General features: G+C 61.2%; 23 protein-coding genes. 7 read left to right on the forward strand and 16 right to left on the reverse strand.

The window, feature by feature from the left end:
• Positions 1 to 27: 27 nt before the first annotated feature.
• The 9 genes from aauS to JYG36_RS06645 form a co-directional block, all read right to left on the reverse strand.
• Entirely contained in the window at positions 28 to 1,935 is a 1,908-nt protein-coding gene (aauS, locus tag JYG36_RS06605; protein ID WP_093380110.1) for a two-component sensor histidine kinase AauS, read from the reverse strand.
• A gap of 65 nt (positions 1,936 to 2,000) precedes the next feature.
• Complete coding sequence (locus tag JYG36_RS06610) at positions 2,001 to 2,735, reverse strand: amino acid ABC transporter ATP-binding protein (RefSeq protein WP_213603437.1); 735 nt, start codon at positions 2,733 to 2,735, stop codon at positions 2,001 to 2,003.
• Positions 2,732 to 3,400, reverse strand: coding sequence for an amino acid ABC transporter permease (locus tag JYG36_RS06615; protein WP_176794325.1), 669 nt, complete (start codon positions 3,398 to 3,400; stop codon positions 2,732 to 2,734). The genes JYG36_RS06610 and JYG36_RS06615 overlap by 4 nt, the downstream gene beginning before the upstream one ends.
• Positions 3,397 to 4,143 carry an amino acid ABC transporter permease gene (locus JYG36_RS06620; protein WP_045197710.1) on the reverse strand — a complete coding sequence of 249 codons (747 nt, stop codon included), beginning with the start codon at positions 4,141 to 4,143 and terminating at the stop codon, positions 3,397 to 3,399. The genes JYG36_RS06615 and JYG36_RS06620 overlap by 4 nt, the downstream gene beginning before the upstream one ends.
• Positions 4,144 to 4,243: 100 nt before the next feature.
• Complete coding sequence (locus JYG36_RS06625; protein ID WP_045197712.1) at positions 4,244 to 5,176, reverse strand: glutamate/aspartate ABC transporter substrate-binding protein; 933 nt, start codon at positions 5,174 to 5,176, stop codon at positions 4,244 to 4,246.
• Positions 5,177 to 5,463: 287 nt separating this feature from the next.
• Complete coding sequence (glpD, locus tag JYG36_RS06630; RefSeq protein ID WP_093380119.1) at positions 5,464 to 7,002, reverse strand: glycerol-3-phosphate dehydrogenase; 1,539 nt, start codon at positions 7,000 to 7,002, stop codon at positions 5,464 to 5,466.
• Between the two features lie 183 nt (positions 7,003 to 7,185).
• On the reverse strand, positions 7,186 to 7,941 hold the full coding sequence (locus tag JYG36_RS06635; RefSeq protein ID WP_045197716.1) for a DeoR/GlpR family transcriptional regulator: 756 nt from the start codon (positions 7,939 to 7,941) through the stop codon (positions 7,186 to 7,188).
• Positions 7,942 to 8,067: 126 nt separating this feature from the next.
• Positions 8,068 to 9,567 (reverse strand): glycerol kinase GlpK, encoded by a 1,500-nt coding sequence (gene glpK, locus JYG36_RS06640; protein WP_093380122.1) that lies wholly within the window; start codon positions 9,565 to 9,567, stop codon positions 8,068 to 8,070.
• Positions 9,568 to 9,634: 67 nt separating this feature from the next.
• Complete coding sequence (locus JYG36_RS06645; RefSeq protein ID WP_045197720.1) at positions 9,635 to 10,486, reverse strand: MIP/aquaporin family protein; 852 nt, start codon at positions 10,484 to 10,486, stop codon at positions 9,635 to 9,637.
• A 283-nt stretch (positions 10,487 to 10,769) separates the two neighbouring features.
• Between JYG36_RS06645 and ybaK the strand changes: the two genes are divergently transcribed.
• Both ybaK and JYG36_RS06655 read left to right on the forward strand, forming a co-directional pair.
• Entirely contained in the window at positions 10,770 to 11,240 is a 471-nt protein-coding gene (gene ybaK, locus JYG36_RS06650) for a Cys-tRNA(Pro) deacylase (protein ID WP_093380125.1), read from the forward strand.
• Between the two features lie 93 nt (positions 11,241 to 11,333).
• Positions 11,334 to 12,116 carry a PhzF family phenazine biosynthesis protein gene (locus tag JYG36_RS06655; RefSeq protein ID WP_195884872.1) on the forward strand — a complete coding sequence of 261 codons (783 nt, stop codon included), beginning with the start codon at positions 11,334 to 11,336 and terminating at the stop codon, positions 12,114 to 12,116.
• An 81-nt stretch (positions 12,117 to 12,197) separates the two neighbouring features.
• Here the strand turns inward: JYG36_RS06655 and JYG36_RS06660 are convergent, their stop codons facing one another.
• Both JYG36_RS06660 and argF read right to left on the reverse strand, forming a co-directional pair.
• Positions 12,198 to 13,307, reverse strand: coding sequence for an ABC transporter ATP-binding protein (locus JYG36_RS06660; RefSeq protein WP_213603439.1), 1,110 nt, complete (start codon positions 13,305 to 13,307; stop codon positions 12,198 to 12,200).
• Positions 13,304 to 14,224 carry an ornithine carbamoyltransferase gene (argF, locus tag JYG36_RS06665; RefSeq protein WP_045197728.1) on the reverse strand — a complete coding sequence of 307 codons (921 nt, stop codon included), beginning with the start codon at positions 14,222 to 14,224 and terminating at the stop codon, positions 13,304 to 13,306. Before argF ends, JYG36_RS06660 begins: the two co-directional genes overlap by 4 nt.
• 377 nt (positions 14,225 to 14,601) lie before the next feature.
• Between argF and JYG36_RS06670 the strand changes: the two genes are divergently transcribed.
• Both JYG36_RS06670 and grxD read left to right on the forward strand, forming a co-directional pair.
• Complete coding sequence (locus JYG36_RS06670; protein ID WP_213603441.1) at positions 14,602 to 16,710, forward strand: molybdopterin oxidoreductase family protein; 2,109 nt, start codon at positions 14,602 to 14,604, stop codon at positions 16,708 to 16,710.
• Between the two features lie 92 nt (positions 16,711 to 16,802).
• Entirely contained in the window at positions 16,803 to 17,138 is a 336-nt protein-coding gene (gene grxD / locus JYG36_RS06675) for a Grx4 family monothiol glutaredoxin (protein WP_045197731.1), read from the forward strand.
• A 69-nt stretch (positions 17,139 to 17,207) separates the two neighbouring features.
• On the opposite strand, the gene bfr is transcribed toward grxD, so the two are convergent.
• Entirely contained in the window at positions 17,208 to 17,678 is a 471-nt protein-coding gene (gene bfr, locus JYG36_RS06680) for a bacterioferritin (RefSeq protein ID WP_045197734.1), read from the reverse strand.
• A 198-nt stretch (positions 17,679 to 17,876) separates the two neighbouring features.
• Positions 17,877 to 18,095: a bacterioferritin-associated ferredoxin gene (locus tag JYG36_RS06685; RefSeq protein WP_010221037.1), complete on the reverse strand. Its 219-nt coding sequence runs from the start codon at positions 18,093 to 18,095 to the stop codon at positions 17,877 to 17,879.
• Between the two features lie 234 nt (positions 18,096 to 18,329).
• Here JYG36_RS06685 and JYG36_RS06690 point away from each other — a divergent pair, with 234 nt between their 5' ends.
• A complete protein-coding gene (locus tag JYG36_RS06690) occupies positions 18,330 to 18,932 on the forward strand; it encodes a peroxiredoxin (protein WP_010221038.1) in 603 nt (200 codons plus the stop codon).
• A 61-nt stretch (positions 18,933 to 18,993) separates the two neighbouring features.
• On the opposite strand, the gene rnt is transcribed toward JYG36_RS06690, so the two are convergent.
• Positions 18,994 to 19,605 (reverse strand): ribonuclease T, encoded by a 612-nt coding sequence (rnt, locus tag JYG36_RS06695; RefSeq protein WP_267954172.1) that lies wholly within the window; start codon positions 19,603 to 19,605, stop codon positions 18,994 to 18,996.
• Between the two features lie 56 nt (positions 19,606 to 19,661).
• Positions 19,662 to 20,708, reverse strand: a complete 1,047-nt coding sequence (gene pyrC, locus JYG36_RS06700) for a dihydroorotase (protein WP_093380133.1) — start codon at positions 20,706 to 20,708, stop codon at positions 19,662 to 19,664.
• A gap of 130 nt (positions 20,709 to 20,838) precedes the next feature.
• On the opposite strand from pyrC, the gene JYG36_RS06705 reads away from it, so the two are divergent.
• Complete coding sequence (locus JYG36_RS06705) at positions 20,839 to 21,792, forward strand: flagellar protein MotY (protein ID WP_045197739.1); 954 nt, start codon at positions 20,839 to 20,841, stop codon at positions 21,790 to 21,792.
• A gap of 129 nt (positions 21,793 to 21,921) precedes the next feature.
• A complete protein-coding gene (locus tag JYG36_RS06710; protein ID WP_038999115.1) occupies positions 21,922 to 23,139 on the forward strand; it encodes an argininosuccinate synthase in 1,218 nt (405 codons plus the stop codon).
• A gap of 54 nt (positions 23,140 to 23,193) precedes the next feature.
• Here the strand turns inward: JYG36_RS06710 and JYG36_RS26585 are convergent, their stop codons facing one another.
• The gene (locus JYG36_RS26585) at positions 23,194 to 23,754 is read right to left on the reverse strand and encodes a hypothetical protein (protein ID WP_249744404.1); all 561 of its coding nucleotides are present in this window, start codon (positions 23,752 to 23,754) and stop codon (positions 23,194 to 23,196) included.
• Positions 23,755 to 24,054 lie beyond the last annotated feature (300 nt).

The raw sequence follows: 24,054 nt of genomic DNA on the forward strand, positions 1-24,054 counted from the left end.
CGATCAGGACAGTTAGGGGCGCTTGGTTCATAGGGACTCGGCTGATTCTGTGGGGGCATTGACCAGCGGCAGGCCGAGCACGAACGCAGTACCGCCGCTGGCGGGGTGTTCGACGCTGAGGCTGCCCTTGGCGGCGGCGGCGAGGCTGGCAGACAGGGTCAGGCCCAGGCCCAGGCCGTGCTCTCCCGGTTTGGTGGTGAAAAACGGTTCGAACAGGTGCTTGCGTGCTTCGTCATCGATACCGTGACCGTTGTCGCGTACGCGCAGGCGGTACTTGTCGCCCTGCAGCTCGCCTTCCAGCCACAGCTGCGGCATCGGTTGCGCGGCCATGGCATCGAGGGCGTTGCCGATCAGGTTGACCAGAATCTGCTCCAGGCGGGTCTGGTCAATGGCCAGCTTCTGGTCTTCGTAGTTGCTGTGCAACTGCAGGTGACAGCCGGCGATGCGGTTGCCCAGCACTTGCAGGCTGGCCTCGACGGCCTTGCCCAGCGAGGCCTTGCCGCTGTCTTCGCCACGGCGGGCGAAGGAGCGCAGGCTGGCGGTGATGCGGCCCATGCGGTCAATCAGGTCGTTCATGGTGCGCAGGTTGGTGCTGACGGTTTCCAGCGCGCCGCGTTCGAGGAAGCGCACGCTGTTGCCCGACAAAGTGCGCAGGGCCGCCAGCGGCTGGTTCAGTTCGTGGGCGATGCTGGTCGACATCTGGCCGATGGCGGCCAGCTTGCCGGCCTGGACCAACTCGTCCTGGGCGTGGCGCAGGGTCTGCTCGGCATGCCGGCGTTCGCGGATCTGGCCCTTGAGGCGTTCATTGCTGGCGCGCAGGTCGGCGGTGCGTTCGGCGATCTTGCGCTCCAGCTGGCTGTTGGCTTCTTCCAGCGCTTCACGGGCGGCCAGGCGCGTGGCGATCACCTTGCGCCGTTCGTTCCAGGCAATCAGCAGGATCGCCAGCAGGGCAAAGGCGACGCCGACCAGGATGCCCTGGACCATGGATTCGCGGCGCAGATCCTGCAGCGGCGTGAGCAGGGTGAAGTGCCAGGGGGTGTCGCTCAGGCGCCGGGTTTGCGCCAGGTACGCCACTTCGCGGCGGCCATCGCCGAGTTCGGCATTGGCCGGGAAGCTCAGCTTCTCGACGCCGTCGGCGATTTTCTCCCGCGACAGCGGCTCCAGTTCATTCAGCGGCCACCAGTAGTACTGCAGGCTGCGCGCCAGGCGTTCCTTGATTTCCGGGGTCAGCGGGCGCACCGACTTGAGCCGCCGTGCCGGGTCGCTGGAAAGGATGATGATGCCGTTCTCGTCGCTGACGAACGCCTCCAGGCGAGCCCGTTGCCAGCGCTCTTCCATGGCCTCAAGGCGCACCTTGATCACCGCCACGCCGATGATCTTGCCGTGTTCTTCCAGGCCGTGGGCGAGGAAATAACCCGGCTCCCCGGTGGTGCTGCCGATGCCATAAAAGCGCCCCGGCTGGCCGCGCACGGCGTCCTGGAAATAGGCGCGGAACGACAGGTCTTCGCCGAGGAAGCTATCGACATCGCGCCAGTTGCTGGTGGCCTGGACCCGGCCGCTGGTGTCGAGGACGAAGATCGCCCGGCTGCGACTGCGGCGGTTCAGGCCTTCAAGGTATTCGTTGACCGCCTGGCGGTGTTCGCCATCGGCTTCGGTGAGCAGGCTGGAAACGCTGTTTTCAAGCTCCAGCAGGCTTGGCAGGTAGGTGTACTTGCTGATCTCGCTCTCGACCGCGCGCGCGTGCAGCTCGAGCTGTCGCTCGCCGTTTTCGCTCAAGGTGCGGATGCCGTTGTGTTCGCTGATCATGAAGCCGGCCACGCCGAGGCCGATCATCAGCAGGATGATCAGTGGCGGTAACAGCAGCTGGCGAATCAGACGGGGTTTCACGGCAAGGGCAGGCTTGGCAGGGCGAAAGAGCGTAGGGTCGCATTTCATCACAGTAGCCTTGGTACGGCCAGCACGCTCTGCCGGCGTACACCGGACAGAGCGTGATGATCACCTCAGTGTTGCAGGATCTTGCTGAGGAAGTGCTGGGTACGCTCGTCGCGCACGCTCTGGTCACCAAAGAACTCTTCCTTGGTGCAGTCTTCGATGATGTTGCCCTTGTCCATGAAGATCACCCGGTTGGCGACCTTGCGGGCAAAGCCCATTTCATGGGTCACGCACATCATGGTCATGCCTTCGTTGGCCAGCTGGACCATGACGTCGAGTACTTCGCTGACCATTTCCGGGTCCAGTGCCGAGGTCGGTTCGTCGAACAGCATGACGATCGGGTCCATGGCCAGGGCGCGGGCAATCGCCACGCGCTGTTGCTGACCACCGGAGAGCTGGCCCGGGTGCTTGTGGGCATGCGCCGAGAGGCCGACCCGCTCAAGCAGTTGCAGGCCCTTCTTGGTGGCTTCTTCCTTGCTGCGGCCGAGCACCTTGATCTGCGCGATGGTCAGGTTTTCGGTGATGGTCAGGTGCGGGAACAGCTCGAAGTGCTGGAACACCATGCCGACCCGCGAACGCAGCTTGGGCAGGTTGGTCTTGGGGTCGGCGATCGAGGTGCCGTCGACCACGATGTCACCCTTCTGGAAGGGTTCCAGGGCGTTGACGCACTTGATCAGGGTCGATTTGCCCGAGCCCGACGGACCGCAGACGACAACCACCTCGCCTTTCCTGACCTCGGTGTTGCAGTCGGTCAGAACCTGGAAGTCCCCGTACCACTTGTTGACGTTCTTGATGGAGATCATACGGTTATCCTTTTCTGCAGACGCTTGACCAGGAAGGAAGCGGAGAAGCTGATGACGAAGTACACGGCGCCGGCAAACACCAGGAACTCGTTGGAGCGCCCGATGATGTCGCCACTGGCCCGTGCCGAGTTGAGGAAGTCGACCAGGCCGACGGTATACACCAGCGAGGTGTCCTGGAACAGGATGATGCTCTGCTGCAGCAGCAGCGGGGTCATCTTGCGAAACGCCTGGGGCAGGATGATCAAGCGCATGGTCTGGCCGTAGGTCATACCCAGGGCCTGGGCGGCGCCCATCTGGCCCTTGGCGATCGACTGCACGCCGGCGCGGACGATTTCACAGAAATACGCCGCCTCGAACATCATGAACGCCACGACGCAGGAGGTGAACGCCCCGATCGGGGTGTCTTCGCCAGTGATCCAGCGCAGCACGAACGGTACCGCCAGGTAGAACCAGGTGATCACCAGCAGCAGCGGGATGGAGCGAAAGTAGTTGACGTAGGCGCCGGCCACGTTCGACAGCAGCTTGTTCGACGACAGGCGCATCAGGGCCAGGATGGTGCCGAGTACGATACCGCCGACAACGCCCATGACCATCAGCTGCAGGGTCATGAGCATGCCGTTCCACAGGCCCGGCAGGGCAGGAATGATTCCACTGAAGTCCATTATTTACCCCCCACGGAGATCAGGCCGGGCACGGCGACTTTCTTCTCGACCAGGCGCATCAGCAACATCAGGCCCATGTTCAGGGTGAAGTAGATCAGGGTCGCCAGGGTGAAGGCTTCAAACAGGTTGGCCGAGAACTCGGCGGTCTGTTTGGTTTGCGCCAGCAGCTCCATCAGGCCGATCAGCGAGGCCACCGAGGAGTTCTTGAACACGTTCAGAAATTCCGAGGTCAGCGGCGGAATGATGATCCGGTAGGCTTGCGGCAGCAGCACGTTCCAGTACACCTGCGGCAGGCTGAAGCCCATGGCGCGGGCGGCGGCTTCCTGGCCGCGGGGCAGCGCCTGAATGCCGGTACGCACCTGCTCGCAAACACGCGCGGCAGTGAACAGGCCCAGGCAGACGATCACGCTGATCAACGCCGAGGTGGTCGGGTTGAGGTCCTGCTTGTACCACTCCTGCAGGTTCTCTGGCAGCAGGTCGGGCACCAGGAAGTACCAGATGAACAGCTGCACCAGCAGCGGTACGTTACGAAAGAGTTCCACGTAGGCGGTGGCAATGCCCGACACCAGACGGTTTGGCACGGTACGCATGACGCCGAGTATCGAACCCAGCAGCAAGGCAATGATCCAGGCGGCAATGGCAATGGCGATGGTCCAGCCCAGGCCGGTGATGTACCAGTCCAGATAGGTTTCGCTGCCCACGCCAGTGGACTTGAAGAATACGCCCCAGTCCCAGTTGTAATTCATCGGGATCTCCCCTCAGATCAGTTTTTCACGGGCACCTTCGAGCATCCGGGGGTGCGCGAGGCACCCTCGGATGAAAGGTTAGACACTAACTAGCTGGGGATCAGGACTTCTTTTCGTCTGCAGCTTTGTCGGTTGGTTCGGCGATCAGCTTCTTGAGTTCGTCGCTCATCGGGAACTGCAGGTTCAGGCCTTTAGGTGGCACTGGCTGGTTGAACCACTTGTCGTAGATCTTGTTGATCTCGCCCGACTTGTAGAGGGCGACGATGGCATCGTCGACGGCTTTCTTGAACGCAGGATCGTCCTTGCGGACCATGCAGCCGTAGATTTCATAGGACTGCGGGGTGCCGACAATTGCCCAGCCCTTCGGGTTCTTGGCCTTGGCCATTTCACCGGCGAGCAGTGCGTCGTCCATCATGAAAGCCACGGCACGGCCGGATTCAAGCATCTGGAACGACTCGCCATGGTCTTTGGCCGAGATGACGTTCATCTTCATCTGCTTGTCGGCGTTCATGGCCTTGAGGATGCGCTCGGAAGTGGTACCGGCGGTGGTAACCACGTTCTTGCCGGCCAGGTCCGCGAAGTCTTTGTACTTGGCGTTTTCCGGCTTGCCGTCTTCTGCTTTGGTCAGCAGGCGGGTGCCCACCTCGAAGATACCGACCGAGAAGTCGACCTGCTGCTGGCGCTCGACGTTGTTGGTGGTCGAGCCGCACTCGACGTCAACGGTGCCGTTCTGGACCAGCGGGATACGGGTCTGGGAGGTGACGAGGTTGTATTTGACCTTCAGGTCCGGCTTGTTCAGGTCCTTTTTCAGGGCCTCGACGATTGCCAGCTGGATGTCATGGGAGTAACCGACGGGTTTGCCCGAAGCGTCGGCGATGTAGGAGAACGGAATGGAAGCGTCGCGGTGCCCCAGGGTAATGGTGCCCGACTCGTTGATCTTTTTCAGGGTGCCGGTCAGTTCGGCAGCGAAGGCTGGCGCGCTGATCAAAGCGGCCGCAACAGCGGCGCCCAACAGATGGGGAACGATACGCATCAAAATTTCCTCGACGTTGTTTTTTTTATGGAGCCGTTGGCCGGCTCTTTCGTTCAGCGAACACTGCAGTGAAGCGTTTTGCGCATTCGGGTACTGAGTGTAGAGCATGACTCGTGCCAAGCCCTGATTTCGATCATAACGCCATGAAAAATCGGGGGATTAATCTTTTTTGACGGTTTGCGGAAGGTAGGATTCGTCCGGATGGCCGAATGAGGTGGTGTTTAGTGTTCGGAAATCCGAATGGATGAGTTCATCGCGAGGCTTTGCCCCGCGATGATGTTCAGCGATCAGGCCGCCTGAACCCGCGCGCGGTTCAGTTCCAGGCGCTGCAGGTAATCCTGCAACGCCTGTTGTTCGGCGGCGGTAGTGAACAGCCCCAGCTTGCTCCGGCGCCAGAGGATGTCGTCGGCATTCACCGCCCATTCCTCGCTGCACAGGTAATCCACCTCGCGGGTGAACAAGCCGCCGCCAATCGCCTCACCCAGGTCTTGCGGGCCCTGTACGCCTTCGAGCAGGCGCCAGACGCGGCTACCGTAGGTGCGTGCCCAGCGCTTGGCAATCTCCACCGGCAACCAGCCACAGCGGGCCAGGATGGCATCCACCAGCGCCTGCGGGGTGCTCATGTCTTCACCGCCCGGCAGGGGAGCGGTGGCGGTCCAGCTGCCGCGCATCTGGGTGAAGAACGGCGCCAGTTCGCTCATGGCCGACTCGGCCAGTTTGCGGTAGGTGGTCAGCTTGCCGCCGAACACCGACAGCAGCGGTGCTTCGCCGGTGCTGGCCGACAGCGCCAGGGTGTAGTCGCGGGTGACGGCCGACGGGTTGTCGGATTCGTCGTTGCACAGTGGGCGAACACCGGCATAAGTGTGGAGGATATCGGCGCGGCTGAGCTGGTGGTTGAAGTGCTCGTTGACCACTTTCAGCAGGTAATCGGTCTCGCCCTCGGTGATAGCTACCTTGGCCGGGTCGCCGGTGTACTCGCGGTCGGTGGTGCCGATCAGGGTGAAGCGTTCGAGGTACGGAATGGCGAAGACGATGCGCTGGTCTTCGTTCTGCAGAATGTAGGCATGTTCGCCGTCGTACAGTTTTGGCACGATCAGGTGGCTGCCCTGAATCAGGCGGATGCCGTACGGTGCATCGAGCTTGAGGTCGTCCTCGATGAACTTGGCCACCCACGGGCCCGCGGCATTGACCAGCGCGCGGGCCTTGATCGACTGCTGGCTGCCGTCGGCGTTTTCCAGTTGCACGTTCCACACCCCATCGACCCGGCGGGCGCTGATGCAGCGCGTGCGGGTCCGGATGTCGGCGCCTTTTTCGCGGGCGGCCATGGCGTTGAGCACCACCAGGCGGGCGTCATCGACGGCGCAGTCGGCATATTCGAAGCCACGGGTAATCGCCGGTTTGAGCGGGTTGCCCGGGCCAAAACGCAGGCTGCGCGACGCACCGAGCTGCTTGCGCTTGCCCAGGTTGTCGTAGAGGAACAGGCCGGCGCGGATCATCCAGGCCGGGCGCAGGTGTGGGCGGTGCGGCAGCACGAAGCGCATCGGCTTGACGATGTGCGGCGCCTTGGCCAATAGCACTTCGCGCTCGGCCAGAGCCTCACGCACCAGGCGGAATTCGTAATGCTCGAGGTAGCGCAGGCCGCCGTGGATCAGCTTGCTGCTGGCCGAGGAGGTATGGCTGGCCAGGTCGTCCTTTTCGCAAAGGAACACCGAAAGACCGCGTCCGGCTGCATCGGCGGCAATCCCCACACCGTTGATGCCACCGCCGATTACAGCGAGGTCATAGATTTCGGCAAGGGCGGGCGATGGCAAGCTGGATTGGGACACGGGTGGCCTCCTGAAGGTCTTTCCGACATCGAATCTGAACATTAATGTTCACTTTCGAAAATACTAGCGCAACAGAATGCGGCTCGCCAGTCACTTCCCATAGAAAATACTGATCAGATGACAAATAAATGAAAAATAACGAACATTCGAGCTGCCACCGTTGCGGTGGCAGCGTGCGCCGGCTCAGACCACTTCGAGGCGGATCTTGTACTGGTTGAGCAATTGGCTGAGGGCGGGGACCGGCGCCTGGTCGGTCACCAGGCAGTCGATCAGGCTGATCGAGCCCAGGCGCACCATGGCATTACGGCCGAACTTGCTCGAGTCGGCGGCCAGGATCACCTGGCGGGCATTGGCGATGATCGCCTGGGAGACACGCACTTCCTGGTAGTCGAAATCCAGCAGGCTGCCGTCCTCGTCGATGCCGCTGATACCGACCAGGGCGAAATCGACCTTGAACTGGTTGATGAAGTCGACACTGGCCTGGCCGACCACGCCGCCGTCACGGCGCACGTTGCCGCCGGCCAGCAACACTTCGAAATCGTCCTTGGCACTGAGGATCGACGCCACGTGCAGGTTGTTGGTGATGATTTTCAGGTGGTTGTGGTTGAGCAGGGCGCGGGCGATGGATTCGGTGGTGGTACCGATGTTGATGAACAGCGAAGCGTGGTCGGGAATCTGCGCGGCAATCGCTTCGGCGATGCGCTGCTTTTCATCGCGCATCTGATCGGCGCGCATGGCATAGGCGGTATTTTCGATGCTGGAATCGTAGGCCGCGCCCCCGTGGTAGCGGCGCAGCAGGTTGACCTCCGCCAGCTGGTTGATATCACGGCGGATGGTTTGCGGGGTGACGACGAACAGCTGCGCCATTTCTTCGATACTGACATAACCGCGTTCGCGGACCAGTTCGAGGATTTGTTGTTGGCGAGGGGGCAGATTCATGGGCGGTCCTTTGGGGCAGCCGGGCAAATTGCGCCATGAAAACAGCTCAAGCTACAAGCTGCAAGCCACAAGATGATTCGCGTCTTACGCACTTGCAGCTTGTAGCTTACAGCTTGCGTCTACTGCCTACTCTTCGTGCGGTTCCCAGTCGCGGGTGCGATCCACGGCCTTCAGCCAGCCGGCATACAGCTTCTCTTTGGCCACTTCGTCCAGTTGCGGAGTGAACTCGCGCTCGATGATCGCCTTGCCGCGCAGTTCATCCAGGCCGCTCCAGAAACCGCAGGCCAGGCCCGCCAGGTAGGCGGCGCCGAGGGCGGTGGTTTCGCGCATTTGCGGGCGCTCGACACAAGTGCCGAGGATGTCGGCCTGGAACTGCATGAGGAAATTGTTGGCGACAGCGCCGCCGTCAACCCGCAGTTCGCTCAGGCGCTGGCCGCAATCCTGCTGCATGGCGTCGAGCACGTCGCGGGTCTGGTAGGCGATCGACTCCAGCGCCGCGCGGATGATGTGATCGACCTTGACCCCGCGGGTCAGGCCGAACAGCGCGCCGCGGGCGTACGGGTCCCAGTACGGTGCGCCGAGGCCGGTGAAGGCCGGCACCAGGTATACGCCGTTGCTGTCCTTGACCTTGCTGGCGAAGTACTCGGTGTCGTGGGCATCGTTGACGATCTTCAGTTCGTCACGCAACCACTGCACGGTGGAGCCGCCGTTGAACACCGCGCCTTCCAGGGCGTAGGCCACTTCGCCGCGCGGGCCGCAGGCGATGGTGGTGAGCAGGCCGTGGGAGGAGGTCACTGCCTTGTCGCCGGTGTTCATCAGCAGGAAACAGCCGGTGCCGTAGGTGTTCTTGGCCTGGCCGGGCTCCACGCACATCTGGCCGAACAGCGCGGCCTGCTGGTCGCCAGCGATACCGGCAATGGCGATACCGCTCTTGGTGCGGCCGTAGACTTCCGAGGAGCTGCGCACCTCGGGCAGCATCTGCCGAGGGATGTTCAGCACCTCGAGCATCTTCTCGTCCCACTCCAGGGTGTGGATGTTGAAGAGCATGGTGCGCGAGGCGTTGGTGTAGTCAGTGACGTGCACTTTGCCGCCGGAGAATTTCCAGATCAGCCAGCTGTCGACGGTGCCGAACAGCAGGTCGCCACGCTCGGCGCGCTCGCGGGCGCCTTCAACGTTGTCGAGAATCCACTTGAGCTTGGTGCCGGAGAAGTAGGGGTCGGTGACCAGGCCGGTGGTTTCGCGGATGTAGTCCTGCAGGCCGTCACGCTTGAGCTGCTCGCAGATCTCGGTGCTGCGCCGGCATTGCCAGACGATGGCGTTGTACACCGGGCGGCCGGTCTCCTTGTCCCAGACCACGGTGGTTTCACGCTGGTTGGTGATACCGATGGCGGCGACCTGGTCATGGCTCAGGCCAGCCTGGGCCAGGGCTTCGACCATGGTCGCGCTCTGGGTGGCGAAGATTTCCATCGGGTCGTGCTCGACCCAGCCGGCTTGAGGGTAATGCTGTGCGAATTCGCGCTGCGAGGTGCCAACCACGTTGGCGTCACGGTCGAAAATGATGGCCCGCGAACTGGTCGTGCCCTGGTCCAGGGCAATGATGTAGTTCTTGTTCTGGGTGTCTGTCATGTCGTTGGCCTTGCACTAAATGGGGTAGAGATCAGGGCGCGGCGAGCCTGGCTCGCCACCGCAGGCATCAGGATGCCTGGGTCTTGCCCTGAGGGTTGGCGTCGGTCTGGGCGTTTTCGCTCTCGGCAACCGGCAGGTTGCGGGCGATCACGCCGCGGTACAGGGCGGCCCCAAGGCTCGCTCCTATGATCGGCGCAAAAATCGGAATCAGGAAATAGGGAATATCACGACCGCCAGTAAAGGCGACTTCGCCCCAGCCGGCGAGGAAAGTCATCAGCTTGGGCCCGAAGTCCCGCGCCGGGTTCATCGCAAAGCCGGTCAGCGGGCCCATGGCGCTGCCGATCACGGCAATCAGCAGGCCAATCAGCAGGGGTGCCATGGCGCCACGCGGCAAGCCGTTGTTGTCGTCGGTCAGGGCCATGATCACCGCCATCAGTACGGCGGTGATGATCACTTCGACCAGGAAGGCCTGGCTGGTGGACAGCGCCGGGTGCGGGTAGGTGGAAAACACCGAGGCCAGCTCAAGGCTTGCCTGGCTGCCGCGGATCATTGCGTGGGCCTGTTCGAAATCGAAGAACAGGTTGCTGTACAGCGTGTAAACCAACGCCGCGCCACAGAAGGCGCCGGCGATCTGGGCAACGATGTAGAACGGTAGTTTGTGCTTCTCGAAACCGGCGAACAGGCACAGGGCGATGCTCACGGCCGGGTTCAGGTGCGCGCCGGACACCCCGGCGGTGAGGTAAATCGCCATGCTCACGCCGACGCCCCAGATGATGCTGATTTCCCACAGGCCGAAGCTGGCACCCGCAACCTTGAGCGCAGCAACGCAGCCGGTGCCGAAAAAGATCAGCAGCGCGGTGCCGAGAAATTCGGCCATGCACTGGCTTGAAAGTGTTGGTTGTCGCAGAGCAGTCGTCATTCGTTACCTCGGTTCTTGTTGTTGTGAGGCGCAGTGAGCGCTCGACAAAAACCCGACAGAAATCCCCATTTCGGTCGGGCGGCGGCAGGAAATGCACCTTATCGGGGCATAGCTATATTCAGAATCGAAAAAATATAGACAAGAAACGCTTATGTCAAAGGTCGAAAGTGAACCACCGTTCACAATCTGACTATTGGTGGCGCTGATGGGCGTTGGTTGCGCCTGGGCTTTTGCCCTAAAGTAACCGGCGAAATGGCATTCACCCTTCTGCTTGGAGTCCTGCATGACCCCCGCCCTGGATCTGCTGAAAAAGGTTCGCGCCGAACACCACATCCACAGTTACGAACATGACCCCAAGGCTGCGTCCTACGGCCTGGAGGCGGCGGAAAAGCTCAACCTAGAGCCCGCACGGGTGTTCAAGACCTTGCTCGCCTGCAGCGAAAAGGGTGAGTTGCTGGTAGCGGTAGTGCCGGTAGTCGGTAGTCTGGATCTGAAAGGCCTGGCCCATGCGGCCGGGGTGAAGAAGTGCGAGATGGCCGATCCGGCGGCGGCGCAGCGTTCGACCGGTTACCTGTTGGGCGGGATCAGCCCCTTGGGACAGAAAAAGCGCCTGCGCACTTTTATTGATGAAACCGCTCAAACCTTTGAAACAATTTTCGTCAGCGCTGGCCGCCGCGGCCTGGAAGTCGAGCTAGCTGCGGCAGTGCTGGCCGAGCATACCCAGGGTAAATTCGCCGCCATTGGCCGCGACTGACATCTGTATGCTCAAAATCGCTTGATTCTGTCTCTGTCGGCCGAGGCTGTCTGGCGGGCATGCTCTGCGGCCCGCCACTCTGAGATTCACCTCATGCCGCTTGAATTCCATCAGGTCGATGCCTTCAGCGACCGTCCTTTCGCTGGCAACCCGGCCATGGTCTATCGCCTCGACAGCTGGCTCGCCGATGAGCTGATGCAGCAGATTGCCGCCGAACACAATCTGGCCGAGACCGCGTTCGTCGTCCCCCATGCCGAAGGCTGGCAGATCCGCTGGTTTACCCCGAGCACCGAAGTGCCGCTGTGTGGCCATGCAACCCTGGCCAGCGCTCATGTGCTGTGGGAGGTCTATAAAGAGCCGGGTGAGCGCTTGTTGTTCCAGAGCAAGTCCGGTCCGCTGAGCGTCAGCCGTGACGGTCCGCGCCTGCAACTGGATTTCCCCCGGGTCGAGCCACAGCCGTTGAATGAAGCGGTAGCGGTGGCCGAAGCACTGGGCTGCCCGGTGCTGGAAGTGTGGAAAACCAGTGAGCTGCTGGTTCGGGTCGAATCCGAGCAGGTGTTGCGTGCCTGTACCCCGGACATGACGGCACTGGCGCAATTGCCGGGGCTGGGGGTGATCGTTACCGCGCCGGGTATCGAACACGATTTTGTTTCGCGCTACTTTGCGCCGGGTATCGGCATTCCTGAAGATCCGGTGACCGGCTCTACCCATTGCAGCCTGATCCCGTACTGGGCGCAACGCCTGGGCAAGAATCAGCTGCGGGCGTTCCAGTGTTCGAGTCGCGGCGGCGAATTGTTCTGCCGGCTGGAGGGGGAACGGGTGAAGATTGGCGGGTACGCCAGACGTGTGGCCAGCGGGGTTTTGACGCTGGACTGACAAGGCCTACGCCCGCAGGGTAGAACGCAGACCTTGTGGGGGCCGGCTTTGCCGGCGATGGGCTGCAACGCAGCCCCGCTGTCAGACCGCCGAGCTATACCGACGAACGCCGTTCTCCGGCACCGGCAACTGCGCTGCGACACTGCCAGGCACGGCAAACACCACCAGGTGATCCGCCGCTACTTCGATCCCCACTTCGCTGCCGACCTGATGGTCATTGTGGCTCGGGAAAATCGCTTCCAGCTGGCTGCCGGTCGGCAGTTGCAGGCGGTAGAGGGTCGAGGCGCCGAGGAAACTCTTGCCGACGATCAGCGCTTTGAGCTCGCTGTCCGGTGCATGAATGATGTCGTCCGGACGCAGCAGCACATCCACGGCGCTGCCGGGCGTCAGGGTATAGGCGCGGTTGCCGTGCAGCTCGCCGAGCTCGGTGCGTACCGACTCCGGGCTGGTCAGCTGGCCACGAATGAAATAGCCCTGGCCGATGAAGCTGGCTACGAACGGTGTCAGTGGTTCGTGGTAGAGGTTGTAGGGTGTATCCCACTGCTCCAGGCGACCTTCCTTGAACACCCCGACGTGGTCGCTGACGGCAAAGGCTTCTTCCTGGTCGTGGGTGACCAGGATTGCGCTGGTGCCGCGGCTTTTGAGGATGTCGCGCACCTCGTGGCTCAGGCGTCGGCGCAGCTCGACATCGAGGTTGGAAAACGGCTCGTCGAGCAGCAGCAGTTGTGGCTCGGGCGCCAGTGCGCGGGCCAGGGCCACGCGTTGCTGCTGGCCACCGGAAAGCTCGTGCGGGTAGCGTTTGCCCAGGCCGCCGAGCTTGACCAGCTCGAGCATCTCGTCGACCACCTGGCGCTGCTGCGGGTGCTTGCCGATGCCGAAGGCGATGTTCTCGGCCACAGTCAGGTGCGGGAACAGCGCGTAGTCCTGGAACACCATGCCAATCCGGCGTTTCTCCGGTGCCAGGGTGAACCCGGCTTTGGAGATGACTTCGCCGCCCAGCTGGATTTCGCCCTCGTGCACCGGCTCGAAACCGGCGATGGCGCGCAGGGTGGTGGTCTTGCCGCAGCCGGAGGAGCCCAGCAGACAACCGATGTCGCCGGCGTTCAGGTGCAGGTTGAGGTTCTGGACGATGCGCTGCTCGCCATAGCCACAGGCGAGCTCGCGCAGGTTAAGCAGTAAAGGTTGACTCATGCGTGGTGATAGGCCGGTTCAACAAGAAATTCGAGAAGCGCCTTCTGTGCATGCAAGCGGTTTTCGGCCTGGTCCCAGGCGACCGAACGGGGGTCGTCGAGCAGGTCCAGGCTGATTTCCTCGCCGCGATGGGCGGGCAGGCAGTGCATGAACAGGGCATCAGGTGCTGCCAGGTCGAGCAGTTCGCGGGTTACCTGGTAAGGCGCGAACAAGGCCAGGCGCCGTGCAGTTTCCTCTTCCTGACCCATGGAAGTCCAGACATCGGTGCTCACCAGGTGGGCGCCCTGCAGGGCTTCTTTGGGTTCACGGAAGATTTGCACGCGGTCACCGGCCTGGGCCAGGAACTGCGGATTGGGCTCGAATTCGGCCGGGCAGGCGATGCGCAGCTGGAAGTCGAACTGGATGGCCGCTTCTATATAGCTGTTGCACATGTTGTTGCCGTCGCCGATCCAGGCCACTGTCTTGCCCTGGATGGCGCCGCGGTGCTCGAGGAAGGTCTGCATGTCGGCCAGCAGCTGGCACGGGTGCAGATCGTCGGACAGGCCGTTGATCACCGGTACGCGCGAATTGGCGGCGAATTCGGTCAGGGTGCTGTGGGCAAAGGTGCGGATCATAACCGCATCGAGCATGCGCGACATGACGATGGCGCAATCGCCGATCGGCTCACCGCGGCCCAGCTGGGTGTCCCGTGGCGAGAGGAAGATGGCCTGGCCGCCGAGCTGGATCATGCCGGCTTCGAACGACAGGCGGGTGCGGGTCGAGGACTTCTCGAAGATCATCCCCAGCACGCGATTTTTCAGCGGTTCGAACAGTACGCCGCGGTTACGCAGGTCCTTCAGCTCGATACCTCGACGGATCACACTGAGCAGTTCTTCGGGTGTGAAATCCATCAGGGAGAGAAAGTGCCTAGCGCTCATGTTTGACTACCTTTTTGCAACAGACCGCAGATCAGCCATACCGGTTTTTTTTAACAACGGAAGTGACCTGCGGCGAAAGCCGCACGGGGCGACGAATTAGGGGAAGACGCAATACTATAATTAAATGTCGCGTCATACCAAGAGGGGGTTTCGTCGCCGATGTTTCAGGCAGTGTCGTAACCCATTGGGCTGAAGCTTTTTTTATACGCTGCACAAGGGTTTTACACTGCCTGCCAGCGCCTTGGCAAACCCGGTAGCGGGCCTGCGCTGAATCGCCTTGCCTGATGGACGAAGATTCACGCGACGAACCTCACTGGCCGCAAGCTCGGGTCAGGCTCATAGTCGGTTGATCCCAGACACCCGAGCAAGAGGTGGCCATGAACAAGACCCAGCATCACCGTGCCTGTCATCTGTGCGAAGCCATCTGCGGCTTGACCCTGGAAATCACCCACGAGCCCGACGCCCCACGGCGTATCAGCTCGATCAAGGGCGACCCCGAAGACAGCTTCAGTCGCGGCCACATCTGCCCCAAGGCGGTGGCCCTGCAGGATATCCAGAACGATCCTGACCGACTGCGCGCGCCGCACAAGCGTGTCGGTGACAGCTGGCAAGCCATCAGCTGGGAGGAGGCCTTTGCACTGGCTGCGCAAAAGCTCTGGGCCATCCAGCAGGCCCATGGGCAGAACGCCGTGGCGGTCTACCAGGGCAACCCCAGCGTGCACAACTACGGGTTGATGACCCACAGCAACTACTTCCTCGGCCTGCTCAAGACCCGCAATCGTTTCTCCGCCACCTCGGTGGACCAGCTGCCGCACCACCTGACCAGCTACCTGATGTACGGCCATGGGCTGTTGTTGCCGATCCCTGACATCGACCACACCGAGTTCATGCTGATCCTGGGCGGCAACCCGCTGGCCTCCAACGGCAGCATCATGACCGTGCCGGACGTCGAGAAACGCCTTAAGGCGATCCAGGCCCGTGGCGGCAAGTTGGTGGTGGTCGACCCGCGCCGCAGCGAGACTGCGGCGATGGCCGACCAGCATGTGTTCATTCGCCCCGGCACTGACGCGGCGCTGCTCTGTGGCCTGCTCAACACCCTGTTTGCCGAAGGCCTGACTCGCCCCTCGGCCTTGCCGGTGGATGGCCTGGACAGGGTACAAGCGGCCATTGCGCCGTTCACCGCAGAGGCCATGAGCGCTCTATGCGGTGTCGACGCCACGGTGATACGCCAGTTGGCGCGGGATTTCGCCAGCGCCGACAAGGCCGTCTGCTACGGGCGCATGGGCGTCTCGACCCAGGCCTTCGGCACCTTGTGCCACTGGCTGGTGCAGTTGCTCAACCTGGTCAGCGGCAACCTCGACCGTGTCGGTGGCGCGCTGTGTACCGAGCCTGCGGTGGATCTGGTGGCGAGTACTTCAGGCGGGCATTTCAATGCCTGGCAGAGCCGGGTCTCGGGGCTGCCCGAGTATGGCGGCGAATTACCGGTGGCGGCCCTGGCCGAAGAGATGCTGGTTGAAGGCCAGGGGCAGGTTCGCGCGCTGGTGACGGTGGCGGGCAACCCGGTGTTGTCCACGCCCAATGGCCGCCAGCTTGAACGCGCCCTGGACGGTCTTGAGTTCATGCTCAGCATCGACCTGTACATCAACGAGACCACCCGTTACGCCGACCTGATCCTGCCGTCCACCTCGGCATTGGAGAACGATCACTACGACACCACCTTCAACCTGTTTGCGGTGCGCAATGTCAGCCGCTTCAATCGGGCCATCCTGCCCAAGCCCGAAGGTGCCTTGCATGACTGGGAAATCTTCGTCGGCCTGGCCAAGGCCTTTGCCGCCCTTAGCGACAAGCCTTTGAAACCGACCCTGCCGCCGGCACAAATGATCGATATCGGCCTGCGCCAGGGCCGCTATGGCGAGGCCTCGGCGTTCAAGCTGTCGCTTGAGACCCTCGACCAGCACCCCCATGGTATCGACCTGGGCCCGCTGCAGCCCAACCTTGCTGCACGCCTGAAGACGGCTAACCAACGGATTCAGGCCGCACCCCAGGAGATCCTCGGCGACCTGCAGCGCTTTGCCGGGCAGCAGCCGCTGGCGGCGGGTCAACTGCTGCTGATCGGGCGCCGCCATGTGCGCAGCAATAATTCATGGATGCACAACTATCATCGCCTGGTGAAAGGCAAACCCCGTCATCAGTTGTTGATGCACCCGGACGACCTGGCGGGTCGCCAGTTGCAGGATGGCCAGCGTGTGCGTGTCAGCTCGCGGGTCGGCGAAATCGAGGTCGAAGTGCAGGCCAGCAGCGACATGATGCCGGGGGTGGTCAGCCTGCCGCATGGCTTTGGCCATGCCCGTGCCGGGGTACGCATGGAAATCGCCCAGGGCCAGCCCGGTGCCAGTGCCAACGACCTCACCGATGAGCGCCAGCTCGATGCGGTGTCGGGTAATGCGGCGCTTAACGGCGTGCCAGTGCAGGTGGTTGCGGCCTGATATCGGCAAGGCCGAGCGTCCTGCTCGGCTTTCCGATACAATGCGTCACCGTGCCGACAACCAGGTCGGAAAGTTCAGCCGCGAGGTGCTTCATGGATATCATCGAAACAATCAAAGAGCAGATTGCCAACAACACCATTCTGCTTTACATGAAAGGCTCGCCGAATGCCCCGCAGTGCGGTTTTTCGGCCAAGGCGGCGCAAGCCGTGATGGGTTGCGGCGAGAAATTCGCTTACGTGGATATCCTGCAGAATCCGGAAATCCGCGCCAACCTGCCAAAATACGCCAACTGGCCTACCTTCCCACAGCTGTGGGTTGCCGGCGAGCTGGTTGGCGGTTCCGACATCATGGCTGAGATGTTTGCCAACGGCGAACTGCAGACCCTGATCAAGGACGCTGCAGCCAAGGCTGAGGCGGCCAAGGCCTGACCCCAGGTTTGGTCAAAAAAAGCCCCGCAGTGCGGGGCTTTTTTGTGCCTGTAGGGCAGGGCAGCGAACTTACTCGCCCATCTGCGACTGCAGGTAGTTCTCCAGGGAGACCTTGTCGATCAGGCTCAGCTGGGTTTCCAGCCAGTCGATGTGCTCTTCCTCGGCTTCGAGGATGTCTTCGAGCAGCTCACGGCTGCCGAAGTCGCCGACGGTCTCACAGTGGGCGATGGCGGCCTTGAGGTCGACCAGGCCTTTTTGCTCGATCTTCAGGTCGCACTCGAGCATTTCCTTGGTGTGTTCACCAATCAGCAACTTGCCCAGGTCCTGGACGTTGGGGATGCCTTCGAGGAACAGAATACGCTTGATCAGTTTGTCAGCGTGTTTCATCTCTTCGATGGATTCTTTGTACTCGTGCTTGCCGAGTTTCTCCAGACCCCAGTCTTCGTACATGCGCGCATGCAGGAAGTATTGGTTGATTGCGACCAGCTCGTTTCCGAGGATCTTGTTGAGATGCTGGATGACGCTAACGTCGCCTTTCATGATGGGGTCCTGCCCTGTAAGTGTGTCTATAAAGGCAAGTCTGAGCCCCGCAACTTCTACTGTCAAACCTAAGTTATTGAATAATAAATGAAAATTAATCGGAATAAGAATGTTTGTGTTCCGCGTTAAACCCCTAACTACTTGAATTACAGGCATAAAAAAACCGGACACTGGGTCCGGTTCTTGGAATTCGTTGAATTATGCTGCAGTAAATTCTACAGGATAGGGCAGGGCAGCCTGGCTGACCTGAAGCTCGGTGAGGGTTTCGCGCACCACCTGCTTGGCCAGGCAGGCACATTTGCCACACTGGCTGGCCACGTTGGTGGCGCTTCTGACTTCCTTGTAGCTGCAGCATCCTTCATAGATCGCATCGCGGATCTGTCCGTCGGTCACACCAACACAAAGACACACATACATAGGGCTGACCATCGCTGGTTAAGGCTCAATGCGAAGAAGCTTAATGTTAATGAGAATGCTTGTCAAAACTCTTTCTGTAATAGGCGAACTAGAGCGACCGACGGCAGATTGTCGAGCGTTCGGACTGAAATTCGGCGAGCGGCGCCGGGCGGTGTATGATGGTCGGCCATTTCGCTGCCAGGCCAGTGCATGCTGGCCTGTGCAAGATGATTCCACCCCATCAGGAGATATCGCATGAGCGTACTCGTTGGCAAAAATGCCCCGGACTTCACCGTTCCAGCTGTTCTGGGCAACGGCGAAATCGTCGACAGCTTCAACCTGGCTTCGGCCATCAAGGGCAAGTACGGCCTGGTGTTCTTCTACCCGCTGGACTTCACCTTCGTCTGCCCGTCCGAGCTGATCGCCCTGGACCACCGCATGGCCGAATTCAAGGCGCGTAACGTTGAAGTGATCGCCGTGTCGATCGACTCGCACTTCACCCACAACGCCTGGCGCAACACCCCGATCAATGCCGGCGGCATCGGTCAGGTCCAGTACATCATGGCTGCCGACATGAAGCACGACATCGCCAAGGCCTACGACGTAGAGTCCGAAGGCGGCGTAGCTTTCCGTGGCGCCTTCCTGATCGACGACAAGGGCGTTGTCCGCTCGCAGATCGTCAACGACCTGCCACTGGGCCGTAACATGGACGAACTGCTGCGTCTGGTCGACGCCCTGCAATTCCACGAAGAGCACGGCGAAGTCTGCCCTGCCAACTGGAAAAAAGGCGACAAGGGCATGACCGCTTCGCCAGAAGGCGTTGCTGCTTACCTGAGCGAGAACGCTGGCAAGCTGTAATTTGCCAGGCATAAAAAAACCGGCCTTGATGGCCGGTTTTTTTATGCGCGGTGCACAGGCTTCAGTCGTTGAAGTCCTGCCAGCCGCCCATTTCCTTCCAGCGGTTGACGATGCCGCAGAACAGCTCGGCAGTCTTCTCGGTGTCGTAACGCGCCGAGTGCGCCTCACGGCCATCGAAGTCGATGTCGGCGCTCTGGCAGGCCCGCGCCAGCACGGTCTGGCCATAGGCAAGGCCGGCCAGGGTGGCGGTGTCGAAGCTTGAGAACGGATGAAACGGGTTGCGCTTCATGTCGTGGCGGGCCACGGCGGCATTGAGGAAGCCCAGGTCGAAGCTGCTGTTGTGGCCGACCAGGATCGCCCGTTTGCAGCCATTGGCCTTGAGCGCCTTGCGCACGCCACGGAAGATGTCGGTCAGTGCCGACTCTTCGCTGACGGCCATGCGCAGCGGGTGATCGAGCTTGATCCCGGTGAACTCCAGAGCCGCTTGCTCGATGTTGGCGCCTTCGAACGGCTCGACGCGGAAGAAATAGGTGTGTTCCGGGAACAGGAAGCCCTTTTCGTCCATGCCGATGGTGACTGCGGCGATTTCCAGCAGGGCGTCGGTGGCGCTGTTGAAACCGCCGGTCTCGACGTCGACCACTACCGGCAGGTAACCGCGAAAGCGTTCAGCCATCGGGTGGCGCGGACCGCCGCCATGACCTTCCTGGTCGTCTTCGTACTGATCTTCGCTCACGCAGTTTCCTCCAGCAGGCGCCAGCGCAGTTGCTCACCGGCGCGCAGCGGGATAACGGTCTGCTCGCCGAACGGCAAGCTGCTTGGGGCGGTCCAGCTGTCGCGGACCAGGGTAATCGTATCGGTGTTGGCCGGTAGGCCATAGAAGCTTGGGCCGTGCAGGCTGGCGAAGCCTTCGAGCTTGTCCAGCGCGTTACGCTGCTCGAATGCCTCGGCGTACAGCTCGATCGCGGCATAGGCGGTGTAGCAGCCGGCACAGCCACAGGCGGCTTCCTTGGCGTGCTGGGCATGGGGCGCCGAGTCGGTACCGAGGAAGAACTTGCTGCTGCCGCTGGTGGCGGCGTCCAGCAAAGCCACCTGGTGGGTGTTGCGCTTGAGGATCGGCAGGCAATAGAAGTGCGGACGAATGCCGCCCACCAGCATGTGGTTGCGGTTGTACAGCAGGTGCTGGGCAGTGATGGTCGCGCCGACGTTGGCCGGGGCCTCGTTGACGAACTGCACGGCTTCGCTGGTGGTGATGTGTTCGAACACCACCTTGAGGGTCGGGAAGCGCTCGACCACACGGCGCAGGTGCTCGTCGATGAACAGCTTCTCGCGGTCGAACACGTCGATCTCGGGGCGCGTTACTTCACCGTGCACCAGCAGTGGCATGCCGACCTCGGCCATGGCTTCGAGCACCGGGAAGATCTTGTCGACACTGGTGACGCCGGAATCGGAGTTGGTCGTCGCGCCGGCTGGATACATCTTGGCGGCATGGACAAAACCGGTGGCCTTGGCCGCGCGGATTTCCTCGGGCTGGGTGCGGTCGGTGAGGTACAGCACCATCAGCGGCTCGAAACGGCTGCCGGCAGGGCGTGCGGCAAGGATGCGCTCACGGTAGGCACCGGCTTGGGCGGCGTTGCGCACCGGTGGTACCAGGTTGGGCATGATGATTGCGCGGGCAAAGGTGCGCGCAACGTCGCCGACGGTATGCGGCAATACAGCGCCATCACGAAGATGGATGTGCCAGTCGTCGGGACGCAGGAGGGTCAGGCGGTCGGACATTGGGGATTCCAGGCGGGTCGAACTCAAGGTGAATGCTACCGGAAAAGCCGGTTACGAGCACTCGCTATCAAGTTTTGCCGCGACCGACCGATAGCGTGCAGGTATACCGTGAAAATCTGTGGAGCCGCCCGTGCGCCAGCGTTATCTAGCCCTGCTCAGTGTGTTTGCCAGCATGCCCGCCATGGCACTCACTTTCCAGACCCGTCTGGAGAACGTCGAGTGGAAGGTCGAAGGCGATCAGTTCGAATGTCGGCTGGTTCAACCCATTGCCGATTTCGGCAGCGGCGAGTTCGTTCGCCGGGCCGGCGAGCAGCCAACTTTCCAGCTGCGCTCAAGCAGTAACGTCCTTGGTGCCGGTTCCGCCACCCTGCTGGCGGCGGCCGCGCCGTGGCAGCCCGGACGTGGCGATATCAACCTGGGCGCGGTGCGCATGGCCCGCAGCGGCGTGCTTTTTACCAGTTCCCAGGGCCAGGCCAGCCGCTTGATCAACGGCCTGCTCGATGGCCGTAGCACCGTGGTGCGCAACTACGCCGGTGAAGCCGGGCGAACCATGGAAGTGCGGGTGTTGCCGGTCAAGTTCAGCAAGGCCTACGGCGACTATCAGGCCTGCGCGGCAAAACTTTTGCCGATGAATTATGACCAGGTGCGTCAGGCGCGGGTCGGCTTTCCGGGCGGCGGCATTGACCTGGATGCCGATGCCCGGGCACGCCTGGACGTGATCCTCGACTTCCTCAAGGCCGACCCCACTGTTAACCATATCGAACTCGACGGCCACTCCGACAACAGCGGCAACCGCCTGACCAACCGCGACCTGTCGCGGCGCCGGGCACTGGCGGTGATGGAGTACCTCAAGGCCCACGGTATTCCCGAAGAGCAGATCACCGTGCGCTTCCATGGCGAGCGTTATCCGCTGGCGCGCAACAACAGCGCAGCCAACCGCGCGCGCAACCGACGGGTGAATATTCAGCTTGATCGGGTTACGCCTGTCGAAAAACCCCTGGAAAAGCCCGTTGAACCTGCAGCCAAACCACCGGCCGCACCTGCTGCCGCAGCCAGTACCGCGAAGCCCGTCGCCACGTCCTGAGGTGCGACCGTCCGTCGCGCTCTCGACAGTTCCTGTCGCTTTGTCGTCACAAGCTGTCGCCCCACTGTAAATTTTGTCGCAAGGCCGGTAGAATCGACGGCTTTCCGTACAACCCCGTGGAGTGATGGCATGGCGGACGTAAAAAAGGTCGTACTGGCGTATTCCGGCGGCCTTGATACTTCGGTGATTCTCAAGTGGCTGCAGGATACCTACAACTGTGAAGTGGTGACCTTCACCGCTGACCTTGGACAAGGCGAAGAGGTCGAACCGGCCCGCGCCAAGGCCCAGGCCATGGGCGTCAAGGAAATCTACATCGATGACCTGCGCGAAGAGTTCGTACGCGACTTCGTGTTCCCGATGTTCCGCGCCAACACCGTCTACGAGGGCGAGTACCTGCTGGGTACTTCCATCGCTCGTCCGCTGATCGCCAAGCGCCTGATCGAAATCGCCAACGAAACCGGCGCCGATGCCATTTCCCATGGTGCCACCGGCAAAGGCAACGACCAGGTCCGTTTCGAACTGGGTGCCTACGCCCTCAAGCCAGGCGTCAAGGTCATCGCGCCATGGCGTGAATGGGACCTGCTGTCCCGTGAAAAACTGATGGACTACGCCGAGAAGCACGGCATCCCGATCGAACGTCACGGCAAGAAGAAGTCGCCGTACTCGATGGACGCCAACCTGCTGCACATCTCGTATGAAGGCGGCGTGCTGGAAGATACCTGGACCGAGCACGAAGAAGACATGTGGCGCTGGACCAAGTCGCCAGAAACCGCTCCGGACGTTCCGACCTACCTGGAACTGACCTACCGCAACGGCGACATCGTTGCCCTGGACGGCGTTGAAATGTCGCCGGCCACGGTGCTGGCCACCCTCAACCGCATCGGCGGCGAGAACGGTATCGGTCGTCTGGACATCGTCGAAAACCGTTACGTCGGCATGAAGTCCCGCGGCTGCTACGAAACTCCAGGCGGCACCATCATGCTGCGCGCCCACCGGGCGATCGAGTCGATCACCCTGGACCGCGAAGTCGCTCACCTCAAAGATGAGCTGATGGTCAAGTACGCCAGCCTGATCTATACCGGCTACTGGTGGAGCCCTGAGCGTCTGATGCTGCAACAGATGATCGACGCTTCGCAGGTCAACGTGAACGGCGTCGTGCGCCTGAAGCTGTACAAAGGCAACGTCATCGTCACCGGCCGCAAGTCCGACGATTCGCTGTTCGACGCCAACATCGCCACCTTCGAAGAAGATGGCGGCGCCTACAACCAGGCCGACGCAGCGGGCTTCATCAAGCTCAATGCCCTGCGCATGCGTATTGCTGCGAACAAGGGCCGCAAGCTGGTCTGAGGCTTGTTGTGCAGAAGAACCCCGGCCTGTGCCGGGGTTTTTTTTGCCTGAACATTAGTGTGCCGGACCATTCAACGGCCGCGTCAGCAACACGGTTTGCCTGCCGCTATCGAGGTTGCACAAAATCCATTTGCTGTCCGGTGCGGGCGGGGATTTGAGTGCGTGCAAGGCGAAGTAGCTTATCAAGTCGGCCGCTGCGGGGCCGCGCAGCGCAATCGTGACGGTAGTGCATCCGCTATTAATGGCGGGTGCATTCGCTGTTTCGATTGCTTTCGGAGTTTCTATGGGGCGGTCGGCTGGAGTATCAACCGGACTGGAAGTAACAAGGGCGGGTACTGGAGGCTCAAGAGTAGTTTTTGAGTCGGCAGTGTCAGGTGTTGGAGTAACGCCAGGTATCGGCTTGTTCAACTCAGGTGAGTAAAGGGATTTGTAGTTGAAGTTAAGGGTCAGGAAAAACAATACCGTGAGGAAGAACGGAAAGCCCACCAGGAACCAGGTATAAATACCCTGGCTGTCTTCACCCAGAAATGGCAGCGAGGCTAGCGCCGAGGCTTCGATGATGCCGGCGAAAATCGCAATGATCGTCAAAGGGCTTTTCGGCTCGATTTTGCTCATCCAGGATTCCCATGTGCCCACCGGGGCAAGTTCGCAGTGGCTGCGAGGTTTACATGGGCTGCGCCATGCCAGGCAGCATGCTGTGTTTCTCGGTTGGGTAATGTGTCCAATACGGATATGTAACGATTATACACAGATTGCAATATTGGTTTTATCAAACAAGTCTATAGGACATTTCCTTCAGGTAATAAGGCTGGGTTTTATAGGTTATTTTATTCTCTGGTGCTACCGTGATAGAGAAAGTTTTGTACGGCCTTTACACGGTCTGCAATTACCAGCGAGGTGTTGATTCCTTAAAGA

Source organism: Pseudomonas sp. SORT22 (assembly GCF_018417635.1).
Lineage (GTDB): Bacteria > Pseudomonadota > Gammaproteobacteria > Pseudomonadales > Pseudomonadaceae > Aquipseudomonas.

Bases quoted from the DNA above. Each gene is read 5' to 3' on its own strand.
- glpK (WP_093380122.1), bottom strand. From the start codon at position 9,567: ATGACAGACACCCAGAACAAGAACTACATCATTGCCCTGGACCAGGGC.
- grxD (WP_045197731.1), top strand. From the start codon at position 16,803: ATGGATATCATCGAAACAATCAAAGAGCAGATTGCCAACAACACCATT.
- aauS (WP_093380110.1), bottom strand. From the start codon at position 1,935: ATGAAATGCGACCCTACGCTCTTTCGCCCTGCCAAGCCTGCCCTTGCC.
- JYG36_RS06610 (WP_213603437.1), bottom strand. From the start codon at position 2,735: ATGATCTCCATCAAGAACGTCAACAAGTGGTACGGGGACTTCCAGGTT.
- JYG36_RS06635 (WP_045197716.1), bottom strand. From the start codon at position 7,941: ATGAATCTGCCCCCTCGCCAACAACAAATCCTCGAACTGGTCCGCGAA.
- JYG36_RS06620 (WP_045197710.1), bottom strand. From the start codon at position 4,143: ATGAATTACAACTGGGACTGGGGCGTATTCTTCAAGTCCACTGGCGTG.
- pyrC (WP_093380133.1), bottom strand. From the start codon at position 20,708: ATGTCCGACCGCCTGACCCTCCTGCGTCCCGACGACTGGCACATCCAT.
- JYG36_RS06670 (WP_213603441.1), top strand. From the start codon at position 14,602: ATGAACAAGACCCAGCATCACCGTGCCTGTCATCTGTGCGAAGCCATC.
- JYG36_RS06710 (WP_038999115.1), top strand. From the start codon at position 21,922: ATGGCGGACGTAAAAAAGGTCGTACTGGCGTATTCCGGCGGCCTTGAT.
- bfr (WP_045197734.1), bottom strand. From the start codon at position 17,678: ATGAAAGGCGACGTTAGCGTCATCCAGCATCTCAACAAGATCCTCGGA.
- JYG36_RS06655 (WP_195884872.1), top strand. From the start codon at position 11,334: ATGCCGCTTGAATTCCATCAGGTCGATGCCTTCAGCGACCGTCCTTTC.
- JYG36_RS06690 (WP_010221038.1), top strand. From the start codon at position 18,330: ATGAGCGTACTCGTTGGCAAAAATGCCCCGGACTTCACCGTTCCAGCT.
- JYG36_RS26585 (WP_249744404.1), bottom strand. From the start codon at position 23,754: ATGAGCAAAATCGAGCCGAAAAGCCCTTTGACGATCATTGCGATTTTC.
- JYG36_RS06685 (WP_010221037.1), bottom strand. From the start codon at position 18,095: ATGTATGTGTGTCTTTGTGTTGGTGTGACCGACGGACAGATCCGCGAT.
- ybaK (WP_093380125.1), top strand. From the start codon at position 10,770: ATGACCCCCGCCCTGGATCTGCTGAAAAAGGTTCGCGCCGAACACCAC.
- JYG36_RS06660 (WP_213603439.1), bottom strand. From the start codon at position 13,307: ATGAGTCAACCTTTACTGCTTAACCTGCGCGAGCTCGCCTGTGGCTAT.
- JYG36_RS06625 (WP_045197712.1), bottom strand. From the start codon at position 5,176: ATGCGTATCGTTCCCCATCTGTTGGGCGCCGCTGTTGCGGCCGCTTTG.
- argF (WP_045197728.1), bottom strand. From the start codon at position 14,224: ATGAGCGCTAGGCACTTTCTCTCCCTGATGGATTTCACACCCGAAGAA.
- JYG36_RS06645 (WP_045197720.1), bottom strand. From the start codon at position 10,486: ATGACGACTGCTCTGCGACAACCAACACTTTCAAGCCAGTGCATGGCC.
- rnt (WP_267954172.1), bottom strand. From the start codon at position 19,605: ATGGCTGAACGCTTTCGCGGTTACCTGCCGGTAGTGGTCGACGTCGAG.